The organism is Rhodococcus sp. AG1013 (assembly GCF_003350365.1).
Lineage (GTDB): Bacteria > Actinomycetota > Actinomycetes > Mycobacteriales > Mycobacteriaceae > Prescottella.
In genome coordinates this window covers 127,197-143,451 of record NZ_QQAT01000004.1, presented here as the reverse complement: position 1 = coordinate 143,451, position 16,255 = coordinate 127,197, and the positions used below count along the sequence as shown (strand labels likewise).

The 16,255-nt window shown below is 69.0% G+C and carries 10 protein-coding genes; 6 read left to right on the top strand and 4 right to left on the bottom strand.

Annotation, left to right across the window (positions count from 1 at the left end; translation table 11 throughout):
- Positions 1–8 precede the first annotated feature (8 nt).
- Positions 9–1,358 (top strand): AMP-binding protein, encoded by a 1,350-nt coding sequence (locus tag DEU38_RS07670; protein ID WP_258557702.1) that lies wholly within the window; start codon positions 9–11, stop codon positions 1,356–1,358.
- The gene (locus DEU38_RS07665; protein WP_114719673.1) at positions 1,355–2,170 is read left to right on the top strand and encodes an SDR family NAD(P)-dependent oxidoreductase; all 816 of its coding nucleotides are present in this window, start codon (positions 1,355–1,357) and stop codon (positions 2,168–2,170) included. The genes DEU38_RS07670 and DEU38_RS07665 overlap by 4 nt, the downstream gene beginning before the upstream one ends.
- A 493-nt stretch (positions 2,171–2,663) precedes the next feature.
- Here DEU38_RS07665 and DEU38_RS07655 read toward each other — a convergent pair whose 3' ends face one another.
- Entirely contained in the window at positions 2,664–4,409 is a 1,746-nt protein-coding gene (locus DEU38_RS07655) for a proline--tRNA ligase (RefSeq protein ID WP_114719669.1), read from the bottom strand.
- 91 nt (positions 4,410–4,500) lie between these two features.
- Between DEU38_RS07655 and DEU38_RS07650 the strand changes: the two genes are divergently transcribed.
- From DEU38_RS07650 to yaaA, 4 genes are all read left to right on the top strand, one after another.
- Entirely contained in the window at positions 4,501–5,916 is a 1,416-nt protein-coding gene (locus DEU38_RS07650) for an alpha/beta hydrolase family protein (protein ID WP_258557700.1), read from the top strand.
- Positions 5,917–6,129: 213 nt separating this feature from the next.
- Positions 6,130–8,253, top strand: coding sequence for a hypothetical protein (locus tag DEU38_RS07645; RefSeq protein WP_258557699.1), 2,124 nt, complete (start codon positions 6,130–6,132; stop codon positions 8,251–8,253).
- A gap of 191 nt (positions 8,254–8,444) precedes the next feature.
- Positions 8,445–9,809, top strand: coding sequence for a hypothetical protein (locus DEU38_RS07640; protein ID WP_114719667.1), 1,365 nt, complete (start codon positions 8,445–8,447; stop codon positions 9,807–9,809).
- A gap of 171 nt (positions 9,810–9,980) precedes the next feature.
- On the top strand, positions 9,981–10,724 hold the full coding sequence (gene yaaA, locus DEU38_RS07635) for a peroxide stress protein YaaA (protein WP_114720012.1): 744 nt from the start codon (positions 9,981–9,983) through the stop codon (positions 10,722–10,724).
- A 10-nt stretch (positions 10,725–10,734) separates the two neighbouring features.
- On the opposite strand, the gene DEU38_RS07630 is transcribed toward yaaA, so the two are convergent.
- The 3 genes from DEU38_RS07630 to DEU38_RS07620 form a co-directional block, all read right to left on the bottom strand.
- Positions 10,735–13,263: a polynucleotide kinase-phosphatase gene (locus tag DEU38_RS07630; RefSeq protein ID WP_114719665.1), complete on the bottom strand. Its 2,529-nt coding sequence runs from the start codon at positions 13,261–13,263 to the stop codon at positions 10,735–10,737.
- Positions 13,264–14,658 carry a 3' terminal RNA ribose 2'-O-methyltransferase Hen1 gene (locus tag DEU38_RS07625; protein ID WP_254622894.1) on the bottom strand — a complete coding sequence of 465 codons (1,395 nt, stop codon included), beginning with the start codon at positions 14,656–14,658 and terminating at the stop codon, positions 13,264–13,266.
- Positions 14,659–14,775: 117 nt separating this feature from the next.
- Entirely contained in the window at positions 14,776–16,254 is a 1,479-nt protein-coding gene (locus DEU38_RS07620; protein ID WP_174909651.1) for a DHA2 family efflux MFS transporter permease subunit, read from the bottom strand.
- Between the last annotated feature and the right edge of the window lies 1 nt (position 16,255).

Below are 16,255 nucleotides of genomic sequence, written 5' to 3'. Positions count from 1 at the left end.
GGCGAGCCATGCACATCGTCGACGAGGTGGGCATCCTGTGCCGCAACCACGCCGACGCCGTCGTCGCGCTGTGCGCGGCGTCGGCCGCCGGAGCCCGTGTGGTGCTGCTCAACTCCGACTTCGGGCGCCGTCAGGTCACCGAAGTGGCCGCGCGGGAGCGCCTCGACGCGGTGATCCACGACGAGGAGTTCACCCCGGTCGTAGAGGGATTCGACGGCCCGCGCTGGTGCGCGTGGACCGAGGATCCGGACACGGAGGGGTCGCTGTCGGCTCTCCTGACCGGCGCCCCGGACACCCTGTCGCCCAGGCCGCCGCGGCCGCCGCGGCCGCCGTCGCTGGTGATCCTGACCAGCGGCACCAGCGGGACGCCGAAGGGCGCACCGCGCGGGGATTCGCCGACGCTGTTGCTGCCGGCGGGTCTGCTGTCGAAGATCCCGCTGCGCGGCGACGAACGAGTCCTGGTGGCGGCGCCGATCTTCCATGGCTGGGGTCTACTGGTCGCGACGCTGACGCTGACCCTCGGGTCCACGCTGGTGCTGCGGCGACGATTCGACGCCGTCCAGGCGCTACGCGACCTGCATACCCACCGCTGCGCCGCCCTGATCGCGGTGCCGACGATGCTGCGCCGACTGCTCGGTGTGGTGGACGCGATGCCGGAGGCCGACCTGTCCGCGCTGCGGATCGTCGCGAGCGGCGGCGCACGACTGGACGCTTCCCTCGTCGCGCAGGTCACCGACGCGTGGGGCCCGGTGCTGCACAACCTGTACGGCTCGACCGAGGCGGCGTACATCAGCATCGCGACACCCGCCGACCTCGCCGTAGCGCCCGACTGCGCGGGGGTTCCCCCGCGCGGCAACATAGTTCGCATCGCCGACACCGACGACGGTCCGGTCCCACCCGGCGCCGAGGGCCGGATTCTGGTGCGCACCCCGGGCCAGATCGAGACCTACACCGACGGCACCCGCAAGAGCGACGCCGACGGCTTCCTCGACACCGGCGACCGCGGCCACCTCGACGCGGCGGGCCGACTCCACGTCGCGGGCCGCTCCGACGCGATGATCGTCTCCGGGGGCGAGAACGTCTTCCCCGAGGAGGTCGAGGTGGTGTTGCTGGCGCACCCGGCCGTCACCGATGCCGTGGTCGCCCCCGTCCCCGACGCCGACTTCGGGCAGCGCCTGCGGGCGTACCTGGTGTGCGAGCAGGGCCTCGACGAGCAGGCCGTCCGCGACTATCTCCCAGCCGAACTCCCCCGATCCCGGATGCCCCGCGACGTCGTGTTCGTCGACGCGCGGACCCGCGGATCGTCGGGAAAAGTGTTGCGCCGCACGCTCGACGAACTGAAGGAGAGCCACTCGTGAGAAGAACCGACATCACCGGTCGCGTCGTCGTGGTGACCGGCGGAGCGCGGGGCATCGGGAGGGCGACCGCAACGGCGCTGCGCGACGCCGGCGCACTGGTCGCGATCGGCGACATCGACGAGGCCGAGGTGCGGCGCACCGCCGACGCCGTCGGCGTCTTCGGTGCGGTCCTCGACGTCACCGATCCCCGTTCGGTCGAGTCCTTCCTCGCCCGTGTGCGGTCGACCCTCGGTCCCCCGTGGGGCTGGATCAACAACGCCGGCGTCATGCCGCTCGGCCCACTGCTCGAGCAGGACGACGCGATCGTCGACACCGTGGTGGACGTCAACCTGCGCGGGGTGGTGCACGGCACCCGCGCCGCGGGACGGGCGATGAGGGCATCCGGCGGCGGCCGGATCGTCAACATCGCCTCGATCGCCGGATGCATCCCGGCTCCGGGCATGGCCGCCTACAACGCCACCAAGGCCGCGGTGCTGTGCTTCGGCGACGCCGCCGACGCCGAACTGGCCGCGCACGGGGTGCGGGTCGGCACGGTGCTGCCGACGTTCACGAGCACCGGGCTGCTCGCCGGTACTCATCCCGGACGGTTGATCGCCCCGATCCGGCCGGAACAGGTCGCGCAGGCAGTCGTGCAGATCCTGCGGACCGGTCGCCGCCGGGCCGTCGTGCCGGGACGCCTGTCCGGTGCGCTGCTGTGGCCGCTGTTCCCGCGACCGGTCGCCCGCCTGTTGCGGCGGGCGACCGGACTCGAGCGGGTGTTCCTGGACGTCGACGCCGGACGCGCCGAGTACGACGCCCGGATCAAGCGCTGATCCGAACGGACTCACCGATGGCAGTCGGCGTGACGGCCCGCGGGCCGGGGGCCAATCGAACTAGATCACCCACACGCCGTGCGCGGATGGAACAAGCTCACGATCAGACTCGGTACCCCGTTGACCAGTACGAGCACTGCCACGACGACGGCGATGCTCACACCTGGCGATTCCCGCGTGGCATCGCCGAACGCGAGCGCGCCGATGATTCTCAGTACCCATCCGGTGGTCTGCAAGCGGCGCGTCCACCGAGATCGCCGCCCCGGAGGTCGACCATCGGCAGCCGACATCGGACGGCCGAGTTCCTGACGGGCCGAGAACCACGCCTCCAGAAGATGAAATGCGACGCCGAGCAGTACTGCACACGTTCCGATCAGCACCATGCCCCCCTCGAGCTGTCCGTCGGCCGAATGTATACGAGTGGCCGCCCACCCCGGTCAGGGGTGGGCGGCCACTGATCAAACGTGCCGCGGTGGCGGTACGCGGAGCTTCGTCAGCCGCGGATCGCGGTGAGGATCTCCCCGAGCGCGCCCTCGACGGGGACCTCGCGGGATTCGCCGGTGAAGCGGTCGCGCAGTTCCACGTTGCCCTCGGCGAAGCCGCGACCCACGACCACGACCAGCGGGATGCCGATCAGCTCGGAGTCCTTGAACTTCACGCCCGGCGACGCCTTGCGGTCGTCGAACAGGACCTCGACGCGGGCCTTGTCCAGCTCGGCGGCCAGCGCCTCGGCGCCCTCGCGGGCCGCGTCGTCCTTGTTCGCGATGACCAGGTGCACGTCGAACGGGGTGACCTCGGCGGGCCAGCGCAGGCCCTTGTCGTCGTGATGCTGCTCGGCGATGACCGCGACGAGACGCGAGACGCCGATGCCGTACGAGCCCATGGTGGGGCGGACAGGCTTACCGTTCTCGCCAAGCACGTCGACATTGAACACGTCGGTGTACTTGCGGCCCAGCTGGAACACGTGACCGACCTCGATACCACGGGCGGCGACCAGTGCACCGGCGCCGTCGGGCGACGGATCGCCGTCGCGCACCTCGGCGGCCTCGATGGTGCCGTCCGGGGTGAAGTCGCGTCCGGCGACCAGGCCCACGTAGTGCTTGCCCTCCTCGTCGGCGCCGGTGATCCAGCTGGTGCCGTCCACGACGCGGGGGTCGACGAGGTAGCGGACACCGTTCTCCTGCAGCGCCTTCGGGCCGATGTAGCCCTTGACGAGGAACGGGTTGTTCTTGAAATCGGTCTCGGTGATGAGCACGTACTCGGCCGGCTCGAGCGCAGCCTCGAGGCGCTTCTCGTCCACCTCGCGGTCGCCGGGGATGCCGATCGCGAGCAGTTCCCACTCGCCGCCGGGCACGCGGGTCTTCACCATGATGTTCTTCAGCGTGTCCGCGGCGGTCACGGTCTTGCCGAGGTCGGCGCCGTTGGCCCACTCGACGAGGGTGTCGATGGTCTCGGTGCCGGGGGTGTCACGAACCTCGGCGGCCGGCAGCCCGTCGAACGGGATCGGCGCGGGAGCCAGGGTCTTGACGGCCTCGACGTTGGCGGCGTAGCCGGACTCGATGCAGCGGACGTAGGTGTCCTCGCCGATCTCGCTCTCGGCCAGGAACTCCTCCGACGCGCTGCCACCCATCGCGCCCGACGTGGCGGACACGATGACGTACTTGACGCCGAGCCGGGACAGGATCCGCTCGTAGGTGTCGCGGTGCGCCTGGTAGGACGCCGTCAGGCCCTCGTCGGTGAGGTCGAACGAGTACGAGTCCTTCATCACGAACTCGCGGCCGCGCAGGATGCCGGCGCGGGGACGCTCCTCGTCGCGGTACTTGGTCTGCACCTGGTACAGGGTGACCGGGAAGTCCTTGTACGAGTTGTATTCGCCCTTCACGGTGAGCGCGAAGAGCTCCTCGTGGGTGGGGCCGAGCATGTAGTCGTTGCCCTTGCGGTCCTGGAGGCGGAACAGGCTTGCGCCGTACTCGGTCCAGCGGTTCGACGTCTCGTAGGGATCGCGCGGCAGCAGCGCGGGCAGCAGGATCTCCTGCGCACCCATCGCGTTCATCTCCTCGCGGACCACGCGCTCCACCTCGCGCAGCACCCGCAGACCCAGAGGCAGCCACGAGTACACGCCTGGCGCGATACGCCGCACGTAGCCGGCACGGACCAGCAGCTTGTGGCTGGCGACCTCGGCGTCGGCCGGGTCGTCGCGGAGGGTACGGAGGAACAGGTGCGACATGCGGGTGATCACGGTGTAGCAGCCTAGTCGGTTGAGCGTGCGAGACCGATCGAGGGCACAGCCGGTTGCCAGGTTCGCGTCGCACACTGGGTAGGTGGACTCCGTGGTCTCCCCCCTTCTCGCGGCCGCTCCGGCCGCCGGGGTGGCTGCGCAGGGCGGTTACCGCAGCGGCGTATCGCTGCTGGGCGGCTGGCTTCCACTGACGGTGGAGATTGTCAGCGTCGTCGTGTTGATTGCCGTCCTGGTCCGCCGCAGCAGGCGCTGGTGGCTGCTGTGGGTGCCGGTCGCCGCGGCGCTGGGCGTGGCGGCCGCGGCGACCGCGCACTGGTTCGTCGGACAGCAGGGGCTGGCGTCGGATCCGGCACCGATCCAGCTGTGGGCGTGGTCGGCGGTGTTCGTCGCCGCGATCGCGATCGCGGTGCTCGGGTGGCGGGGAACCCGCTGGTGGCGACGCGGCCTGTCGATCGTTCTGATCCCGTCGACCTTCGCGTGTGTGGCGCTGACGTTGAACCAGTGGGTGGGCTACTACCCCACCGTGCAGACCGCGTGGGGCGCGGCGACGGCCGGCCCGGTCCCGGATCAGGTGGATGCCGCGGACCTCCCTGTCCTTCGAAACACGACCATGTCGACGGGGAAGGTGGTGCCGGTCGACGTCCCCGACGCCGCGAGCGGTTTCAAGCATCGGACCGAGTACGTGTATCTGCCGCCGGCGTGGTTCGCCGGCGACACGCCTCCCGCGTTGCCGGTCATCATGATGGTCGGCGGCGAGTTCAACACTGCTGCGGATTGGCTGCGGACCGGCGGCGCCGTCGACACCGTCGACGCCTATGCGCAGGCACACGGCGGCCAGGCCCCGATCCTCGTGTTCGTCGATGCCGGCGGCAGCTTCAACAACGACACCGAATGTGTCGACGGCCCGCGAGGAAACTCGGCATCCCACCTGGTCGACGACGTCCGCCCGTACGTCGTGTCCACGTTCGGTGCATCGGCAAACCCCGAAAACTGGGGTGTCGTGGGCTGGTCGATGGGTGGCACGTGCGCGGTCGATCTCATCGTGATGCATCCGGACCTGTTCAGCACCTTCGAGGACATCGCGGGAGACGTCGCCCCGACCGCCGGCACCGACGAGCAGACCCTGGACCGCCTGTACGGCGGCGACACCGCGCTGCGGGACCGGTTCGATCCGACGAAGGCGATGACCGAACACAGGCTGTACCAAGGGATCTCGGGCTGGTTCCAGGACAGCGACGTACCGCCGCGACAGGGCGCGAACCTGTCCGGCCCCGCGCCGGCGCCGAGTCCGGGGATGGACGGAACGGGTGGCCACGACGACACCCACGATGCCGGCGAGACCGGTGCGGCCGAGCAACTGTGTGCCACCGCGTCGTCGGTCGGGATCTCCTGCGAGGTGCACACATCGAACGGTCGTCACACCTGGCAGTTCGCGGCACAGGGCTTCGCCGACGCGCTGCCCTGGCTGGCCGTGCAGATCCAAACGCCCGGATCCGCGACGCCCTAGCCGTCCGCCACTCACGGCCGGCAGAGCGCTCGTCCGCCGTCTCCTCCGGGGACCGAAATCCGTCGGCTACGAACCCGACCCGAAATCCTGGCTCACCAAAATCACGAAAAGTGATGTAGCTTAGGCTCGCCTAGGCCAACATAGGCTAACCTCACTCGAGGTCTGTCCGCCCTATGGCGCCGTGGACTGCGGCCGTGACCAGGAAGAAGGAAGATGCGCGCGTTCAGCAGGGCTGCGTTCGCGACCATGGCGGTCGCCTTGGCATTGACGACGCCGGTGGGCATCGCCATTGCTACTCCCGATACCCCAGACGGCAGCGACGCTGCCGCCCAAGCCATTTCCAGCACCCCGGTCACGACCGCCGCCACCACCACCCCGGTCACGACCGCCGCCAGCACTCCGGTGATCACGACCGTGGCCGGCGCTCCGGTGGTCAAGACCACCTCCGGCACTCCGGTCACGACCGTCTCGAAGAAGACCGGCCTGGTCGACGGTGAGACCATCACCGTCTCGGGCACCGGCTTCTCCGGCGCACAACCCGGCATCTACGTCGGCCTCGTCCAGGACGACAAGTTCTCGGCCACCGACGCCGGCGCATGGATAACCACCGCGTGGATCAAGGCAGCCGACATCAAGAGCGGCTCCTGGAGCACCACCGTCGATGTCGTAGCCGTCAAGGGCGACTCGGACTGCACCCAGAACGCGTGCTCGATCTACACCGTCGCCGCGCACGGCTCCGCCGACCGCAGCCAGGACACCGAGACCCCCGTGTCCTTTGCCGCAGTCACTCCGACGACCACCACGACACCGCCGACGACGACCACCACCACCAAGCCGACGACCACCACGCCGCCGCCGACCACGACCACCAAGCCGACGACGCCTCCGGTCACGGGCAGCGGCCCCCGGGTCAACGCGAGCAAGACGAGCGGACTCAATGCCGCCGGTGACACGATCAATGTCCGCGGCAGCGGGTTCTCGACTTCCGGCATGGGTATCTACGTCGGCATCGCGCAGACGAACAAGTACTCGTCCACCGACGCTTCGGTCTTCTACAAGCCGAAGTTCATCAAGCCGTCCGAAATGCCGGGTGGTTCGTTCTCGACGAGTATCGACGTCATCGGCGCATTCGAGGGCGGCGACTGCATCGCCGACAAGTGTGCCCTCTACACGCTCGCCGCGCACGGCTCGAGTGACCGCAGCCAGGACACCAAGACCTCCATCAGCTTCGTCGGCACCGCACCCCCGGTCACCGGTGGTGGCGGTGGTGGCGGCGTCGGAGCCGGGACCGGCGGGGCTGCTGGTGGCGGCGCGGCCGGCGCTGCGCCCGGCGAAACGTTCACGGCGAACAGCAGTTTGTCGGTGTCGCTCTCGAAGTCGAGCGGTATCAACCCGTCGGGTGAGACCGTCACGGTTTCCGGCTCCGGCTTCTCCGGCGCCGCTCCGGGCCTCTACGTCGGCCTCGTGCAGGACAACGTCTTCTCGGCCGCCGACGCGTCGGTCTGGATGACCTCGGCGTTCATCAAGCCGGAGCAGATCTCCGGTGGCAATTGGTCCCTCCCCGTGGAAATGATCGCTACCCAGGGCGCCTTCGACTGCATCAAGAATGCGTGCTCGATCTACACCGTCATTGCCCACGGCTCCTCGGACCGCAGCCAGGACACCAAGACCCCGGTGAGCTTCGTCGGCGGAGTCGCACCGGGCACCGTCACGGCGCCTCCGGTGCTGAATGCCGCCGGCGCTCCCGGCGCCGCGAAGACCGTGGCCGTGACGCTGTCGAAGGCCAAGGGACTCAAGGTCGAGGGCGACGAGATCACCATCTCGGGCACCGGATTCTCCGGTGCGCAACCCGGCATCTACGTCGGCCTGATCCAGGAGAACAAGTTCTCCACCACTGACGCCGGCGCCTGGATGACCACGGCGTTCATCACGCCGAGCAGGATCAAGGACGGCGCCTGGTCGACCACCATGAAGGTGCAGGCCGTCAAGGGCGACTCGGACTGCACCAAGAACGCGTGCTCGATCTACACGATCGCGGCTCACGGCTCGAGCGACCGCAGCCAGGACACGCAGACTCCCGTCAGCTTCGGCGACGACCCGAACGCACCCAACGCCGACAAGGCCGAAGAAGCAGCACTGGCGGCGGGTGCAGACGGCGGCTCGAACGACGGAGGCACGACCTCCTCGGACAACTCGAACACCGCCTCCTCGGCGATCCGCAATCTGTCGGACGCGTTCACCGACGGCACCGCCTGGATCCTGCCACTGCTCATCGGTGGCGTCGCCGGAGCCGGAATTGCAGTGGCAGCGACGTTCGCACTGCGCCGCCGCACCTAGCGCCACCCCTTTTCGTGTGAGGGGCATCCGAACCGGATGCCCCTCACCTGAACGTGCCCTGAACTGGCTACATGCGAACATCCGCGGCCCTGAAATCTGCTTCCGGCTACCCCTTTACCGCGAATTCAACTAAGGCGAGCTTTGCCTAATCTTCGCCGCGTTCCGGCGACCCACATCAGAAAGTAGGGAAAATGCGCGCGTTCACAAAGTCCGCGATCGTGGCGGTTGCCACCACGGTCGCCTGCACGATGCCGCTGGGCGTCGCCGCAGCGCAGACCAGCCCGTTCGGCTCGCTGGGCAGCCTCGGCTCCAGCGACCCGGGAACCGAGGAACCCGGCGAGGTGACGCCACTGGTGTCGCTGTCGAAGGCCACCGACCTCGTCGCCGACGGTGAGACCATCACCGTCACGGGCAGCGGCTTCTCCGGCGCCGGCGCCGGCATCTACGTCGGCCTCATCCAGGACAGCAAGTACTCCGCCACCGACTCCACCGCCTGGATGACCACCAAGTGGCTCGAGGCAACCGACATCGTGGGCGGCGCCTGGACCGCCGACATCGACGTCGCCGCCGTCAAGGGCCACTCGAACTGCCTCGAGAACACCTGCTCCATCTACACCGTCGCCGCACACGGCTCGCCCGACCGCACCCAGGACACCCAGACCCCGGTGAGTTTCGCGGCGCCCGTCGTCGTGCCGGCCGGCCCTGCCGTGACGGTCTCGAAGACGACCGGTCTGACGAACGACGAGGAGATCACCGTCACCGGCACCGGCTTCGGCCGCGAGGGCCAGGGCATCTACGTCGGTCTCGCCCAGGTCGACAAGTACTCCGGCACCAACAGCAGCGCCTTCCACTCCACCGAGTGGATCAAGGCCGCCCAGATCGTGGACGGCGGCTTCACCACCACGCTGAAGGCCACCGCGATCAAGGGTGACGCGAACTGCTACGAGAACGCGTGCTCGATCTTCACGCTCGCCGATCACAACACGATCGACGACCGTAGCCAGGACACCCAGACGCCGGTCACCTTCGCGCCGCCGGTCGTCGTGCCCACCGGACCCGCGGTGACCGCGAACAAGACCACCAACCTGACTGTCGGCGAGACGATCACCGTCTCGGGCACCGGCTTCGAAGGTGCCGCGGCCGGCACCGGCCTGTACTACGGCATCGTCCAAGACGACCAGTTCTCGACCACCAACGCCGGCGCGTGGATCACCACCGGATTCATCACCAAAGGTCAGATCGTGGGCGGTGCCTGGACCGCCACCATCAACGCGACCGCCGTCAACGGCGTCTCGAACTGCTTCGTGAACGCGTGCTCGATCTACACCGTCATGGCCCATGGCTCCACGGACCGCAGCCAGGACACCAAGACCCCGATCACCTTCACGGCGCCTGCTGCCGCACCGGTTTCCGCACCGGTCGTCGATGCTCCCGAGATCCAGAACGTCGCCAGCGTCCAGTCCGACGCCGGTGAGGGCCCGCCGGTCGCTCCGCTGGCCATTGGTGGCGTCATCGCTGCCGGCCTGGCCGTGACGGCACTGCGTCGTCGCTCCTGAGGTCGTCGCTCCTGAGGTCGTCGCACCCGAGCTGAACCCGCAGAACAACTGAGGTCTGGCCTTCGCTCCCCGGAGCGGAGGCCAGACCTGTTTCGTGTGCCCGACGGTTCGCGACTCAGATCCGCACGCCGCGAGCGTCGGCGCCGCGGCCGCCCGGTAGCGTTGGCGTTCGTGCTTGTCCTGCTTCCCCCTTCCGAAACCAAGTCCGACGGCGGCAAGGGCGCGCCGCTCGATCTCAGCGAGCTGTCGATGCCGCAGCTGACCGAGACGCGCGAGTTGCTCGTCCAAGCGCTCGTCGACCTGGCGGAGGACACCGAGGCTTCGAATCTGGCGTTGGGACTGGGCCCGAAGCAGGCCGACGAGATCGAGCGCAACGCCAAGCTGTGGGTCTCCGCCACCCGGCCCGCGCTCGAGCGCTACACGGGAGTGTTGTTCGACGCACTCGATGCGACGTCCTTCACGAAGGTGCAGCGGGAGAAGGCGTATCGCCGGCTCGGGATGGGCTCGGCGCTGTTCGGTGCGGTGCGGGCCGGGGACCCGATTCCCGCGTACCGGCTGTCCGGCGGATCCAAGCTGCCCGGCTTCGGGACGCTGCAGTCGCTGTGGAAGCCGGAACTCTCCGACGCCCTGGTCGCCGAGGCGGCCGGCGGACTGGTGGTGGATCTGCGCTCGGGCACCTACCAGCAGCTGGGCCCGGTGCCGGGTGCGATCATCGCGACCGTACTCACCGAGCAGCCGGACGGCTCCCGAAAAGTGGTGAGCCACTTCAACAAGCACCACAAGGGCCTGCTCGCGCGGGCACTGATCGTCTCGCGCGCCGAGCCGACCGACATCAAAGGTGTCGCCCGCGTCGCGTCGAAGGCCGGTCTCACCGTCGAGACCGCCTCCGACGGCGAACTGATCATCCTGACCTAGTCGGCTCGACCTACAACCGCGGGTCCACCGGCTCCGACTCGAGCGCGAGGACGGCGAACACCGCCTGATGGATCCGCCACAGCGACTCGGCCTTGATCAGCCGGTCGATCGCCTCCATTCCGAGCGCGTGCTCGCGCAACGCCATCGATTGCTTGTGGCCCAGGCTCCGATTCCGCAGTCGGGCCAGGTTCTCCGGCTCGGTGTAGTGCGGGCCGTAGATCAGCCGCAGATACTCGCGTCCCCGCACCTTGATGCCCGGCTGCACGCGTCCGCCACCACTCTGGTTGTGGAACGGCTTGACCACCATTCCCTCCCCGCCCGCTGCGGTCAGCTCCTCCCACCAGGCAACGCCTGACTCCTCCGATTCGGGCACTGTCGTGTCCACGACCAGTCGCCGCGTCGTCGTGAACAGCGTGGGCGCGACGTCGGCGAGTCGATCGGCGACCTCGAGGTGCCAACCGTGGTCACGGTCGCCGTAGCTCGCCCCTTCGGTCGCGAGCAACTGGAACGGCGCGAGCCGCACGCCGTCGAGCCCGTCCGTCGGCCACACGTATCTCCGGTACGCCTCGACGTAGCGCTCGACGTCGTCGGCTCGGGACCTGGTCACGGCCAGCAGAGCACCGACATCGAGTCCCCGCCCGGACGCGGCATCGAGCACCGCCACGCGCGCGGACAGGTCCGCGGACGCGGCCGCACCAACGGCCGCGTACTGCGACCGCAGCAGCTCCTCCGACTTCGCCGACCACGGCAGCAGTTCGGTGTCGAGCAGCAGCCAGTCGGTGCCGAGTTCGTCCCACAGCCCGGCGGCCCCGACGGCATCCGCGACCTTGGCGACCAGCAACTCGGTCTGCGTCTCTCCGAACATGCGCCGACCGGTGCGGGTGTGCACCATCCCCGACAGCCCGTCGCCGACACCGAAACGCTCCGCGGCGACGGAGGCATCACGGCACACCAGCGCCACAGCGCGCGAACCCATGTGCTTCTCTTCACAGATCACCTTGTCCACCTTCGCCTTTCGATAGGCAGCGAAGGCCTCAGCAGGGTGCTCGAGCAGTCCCGGGAGTGTGGACGCCGCGCACGGCGACATCGTCGACGGAAGGTAGGTGAGCCACCGCGGGTCCACCGCGTAGCGGCTCATCACCTCGAGTGCGCCCGCCGCATTCTCCGGGCGAACCGAGATCCGCCCGCGAGTCGACGTCTCCACTCCCCCGGCCCGAAGGATGTCGTCGATGTCGAGGGCCTGCGGATCCGAGGTGGGCTGGTGGATCGGCTTCACCGGTCGGTACCACTGCCGCTCGGCGGGCACCGACACCACTTCGCGTTCCGGGTATCTCATTGCGGTGAGCGCGCCGCCGAAGACGCATCCGGTGTCGAGGCAGGCGGTGCGGTTGACCCAACGCACGTCCGGCACGGGTGTGTGCCCATAGAGCACAATTGCCTCACCCCGATAGTCCTCGGCCCAGGGATAGCGCACCGGAAGCCCGAACTCGTCCGTCTCCCCGGTGGTCTCGCCGTACAGTGCGAAGCTGCGCACCCGGCCCGACGCGCGGTTGTGGTATTCCTCCTTGAGCCCGGCGTGCGCGACGACCAGGCGTCCCCCGTCGAGAACGAGGTGCGCGACCAGCCCGTCGCAGAAGTCCGCGACCTGTCTGCGGAACTCCTCGGGCTCGCCGGCCAGCTGCTCGAGAGTGCGCTCGAGACCGTGCGTGGCGCTGACCTTCCTACCGCGCAACGCTTTGACCAGTTTGTTCTCGTGGTTTCCGGGCACGCCGAGCGCATGACCGGCGCCGACCATCCCCATCACCAACCGGAGCACACCGGGAGAGTCGGGTCCCCGGTCGACGTAGTCGCCCACGAAGACCGCGGTCCGGCCGGCCGGCGGAACCGCGTCCACCGCCCGACCCAGGTCATCGCGGAGCACCGTGTACCCCAGCGCACCCAGCAGTGTTTCGAGCTCACCGAGGCAACCGTGGATGTCACCGATCACGTCGAACGGTCCGGTCAGGTCGCGGCGGTCGCTGCGCAGCGGCTGTCGGACGATCCGGGCCGACTCGACGGCGTCGACGCCGTCGAGCACGTGCGCGACCCGGAATCCCTCACGGGAGAACCCGCGCAACGAACGGCTCAGTTGCTGGTGCTGACGGCGCAGCACGGCGCGATCGAAGGCTCGGTCCCCGCGCGCCGCGTTGCGTTCGGCACAGACGGGCTCCGGGACGTTCATGACGATCGCCACGGGAAGAGTGTCGTGGCTGCGGGCGAGGTCGACCAGCTTCTTCCGCGCCGCCGGTTGAACACTCGTGGCGTCGACGACGGTCAGTTTGCCCGCACGCAGACGCTTGGCCGCGATGAACTCGAGCACCTCGAACGCGTCGGCCGTCGCGGCCTGCGCGTTCGGGTCGTCGCTGACGAGCCCCCGGCAGTGATCACTGGAGATCACCTCGTAGGGGCCGAAATGCCGGGCAGCGAACGAAGACTTGCCGGATCCACTGATCCCGACGAGCACGACCAAGGACGGTTCGGGAATCTCGAGGACACTCATCTACGAGCCCTCCTTTCGGGTGAATACGGCCATCTGGGTGGGCGCGCCGTGGGTCTCGTCGTGCTCGCCGATCCCGGTGAAACTCACGTCGTAGCCATGCGTGGCGGCGCCGTCGGCCGCCCAGGTCTCGAATTGTGTTCGGGTGTATTCGAACCGGTGATCCGGATGCCGGAACGCGCCCGCCTCGAGGTTCGGGTAGAGCACGTTGCACTCCGCGTTGGGTGTCGTCACCAGTACCACCCGCGGCCGCATGTCACCGAAGACCGATTGCACGAGGGCGGGCAAGCGCGACTCGTCGACGTGCTCGACGACCTCCATCAGCACCACCGCGTCGAAGCCACGAAGCCGCGCGTCGCGGTAGGTGGCCGAGGACTGCAGCACCGCGACACGGTCCCGCTGACCGTCCGGCAGTTCGTCGACGCCGAGCCTGCTCTCGGCCTTGCGGAGTGCGCGGTCGCTGACATCGACGCCGACGATCCTGGTGAACGACGGTCGGGCGAGCAGGGCCCGCAGCAGTCGACCCTCCCCGCAGCCCAGATCCACCACTCGTGCTGCACCCAGGTTCTCGAGGGTCGTCAGCACCGCGTCCTGGCGTAGTTGCGCGAGGCTCGTGTCGGGTGCGGGCGCGTCGGCGTCCTGCCCTGCCACATCGTCGGTCAGTCGATCGACGACCGACGACACCAGTTCTCGGCGGTGTGCGAGGTACCGCGACGCGATCAGTCCGGTCTCGGGGTGCCCGGCGAGCCATTCGCCGGCCACCCGCACCAGCTTGTCCGCCTCGTCCTCGCCCACCCAGTAGTGCTTGACGTCGTCGAGCACCGGCAGCAGCACGTACAGGTGACGCAGAGCCGCCGACAGTGTCGTGGTTCCCGCCAGCTCGAGGCGCACGTAGTCCGCGTCGCCCCACCGCGGAATCGTCTCGTCGAGGGGCAGCGGGATCGAAGTCACGTCCCAGCCGAGCGGGCCGAACAGTCGGCCGGGCAGATCTGCCCCGCCACGAGCGGGCATCGCCGGAATCGTGATCTGCAGCGGCATCGCGGCGTCGACAAGCTCCGGATGTGTCTTGCAGACGCCTGCCAACGCCGACTTGAATACCCGTGACAGGGCAACCGCCAGCATCGACGACCCGGCATACGGCCGGTCGTTCACATACTGGCCCAGCGCGAATCCGTCGCTGCCGCGGCGGAACTTGCTGCGCGCGAGTTCGATGGGATCGACGTCGAGCAGCAGCGCCGCGGTGCACCGCGCCCGGGTCGACTCCGGGTACAGCACCGTCGCGGTGCCCACGGACAACTCGAACGTCTGCACCCGATCGGGATGCTTGTGCAGCAGGTAGCCGAGGTCCGAGGCGTCCGGGACGCCGTCTGTGGCGGTAGCAGTCAGTGTCAGCAGCACCGAGGGCACGTTACGGGGCGGCGGCCCGTTCAGCCAGGACATTTCGGGCACAGCGCACCCGTGTGTCCCGGATGGATCCCGACGCCGCCGGCCCGCGCACGGCCGACCCGCGGCCTTCTATGCCTCCTGCGCGGCCTTCTCCGCGGCCTGGGCCTGCGCCACCTGCTTGGGGGTGAACCGGATGAACAGCGCGGTCAGCGCCGCCAGGAGCGCGAAGATGGCGCAGCCCAGCAGCGCGAACGTGTAGCCCTCGCTCAGTGCGAACAGCTGATCCGACGTCATGTCCGCGGCCACACCCGAGGTGCCGCCGAGCGAGAGGGTCTTGGACGTGGCCATCGCGCCGACGATCGCCAGACCGACCGGGCCGAACAGCGTCTGCGCGACCTGCGCGATCGCGGCCAGCGGGCCGATCTCTTGCGGGCCGACGCCGGCGATCGCACACAGCGGCAGCGGCACCACCGCGAGACCGACGCCGAAGCCGACTCCGACGACGAGCAAGAACATGTTGCCGACATAGGTCGCGGACGCGTCGAGCGTCGATCCGTAAAGCAGGCCGACGAACGTGATGAGGGTGCCGGTCACCACCAGCCAGCGCGCCTGCACCTTCACCGCGAGCTTCGACGCAACGAACGCGGCGGCACCGAGGCCGAACGCGAACGGCACGAACGCGAGGCCCGCGCGCAGCGGCGTGTAGCCGAGGATGTCCTGGACGAACAGCGCGACGAACGGCGCCAGCGAGAACATCACCATGCCGACGAGGGCGATGGAGACGAAGGTCGCGACCCGACTGCGGTTGCGGAACAGCGAGAACGGCAGCAGCGGGTTCTCCGCACGGCGCTCGACCGCGAGGAAGGCGCCCAGCAGGACCACGCCGCCGATCAGCCCGGTGAGTACGAGGGGGCTGCCCCAGCCCATCTCGGGGCCCTCGGTGAACCCGAAGACGACGGCGGCACAGCCGAGGGTTGCCAGGATCGCGCCCGGCACGTCGAGCTTCAGGCGCTCGGCGTTGGTCTCCTCCAGCGCGCGGAACGCGAACACCAGGATCACCAGGCCGATCGGCACGTTGATGAGGAAGATCCACCGCCACGACACTTCGGTGAGCGCACCGCCGATGATCAGCCCCAGCACCGAGCCGATGCCGGTCATCGCCGCGAAGATCGCGATCGCCTGATTCCGGACCGGGCCGGGCGCAAACGTTGTGGCCACCAGCGCCAGCGCGGTCGGTGACGCGATCGCCGCGCCGACGCCCTGGAGTGCGCGCGCCACAACCAGCGTGGCCTCGTTGACGGCGAGTCCGCACAGCAGCGACGTGACCGTGAACAATGCGACGCCGCCGATGAACACCCGTTTGCGGCCGAACGAGTCGCCGAGCCTGCCGCCCAGCAGCATCAGCCCGCCGTAGGTCAGCGCGTACGACGTGATGACCCAGTTGCGACCGGAATCGCTGAGTCCCAGGTCTTCCTGGATCTTGGCGAGCGCGAGCGAGGCGACCGTGCCGTCGAGCACCATCATCAGCTGCATTCCGCTGAGGACGACGATCGCGAGGCCGAACGCCCGCGTGGTCACGGGGTACTTCACGACGATGGAGTCAGACACG

Coding starts and splice junctions, on each gene's coding strand:
- DEU38_RS07670 (WP_258557702.1), top strand. CDS start 9: ATGCACATCGTCGACGAGGTGGGCATCCTGTGCCGCAACCACGCCGAC.
- DEU38_RS07645 (WP_258557699.1), top strand. CDS start 6,130: ATGCGCGCGTTCAGCAGGGCTGCGTTCGCGACCATGGCGGTCGCCTTG.
- DEU38_RS07640 (WP_114719667.1), top strand. CDS start 8,445: ATGCGCGCGTTCACAAAGTCCGCGATCGTGGCGGTTGCCACCACGGTC.
- DEU38_RS07630 (WP_114719665.1), bottom strand. CDS start 13,263: ATGAGTGTCCTCGAGATTCCCGAACCGTCCTTGGTCGTGCTCGTCGGG.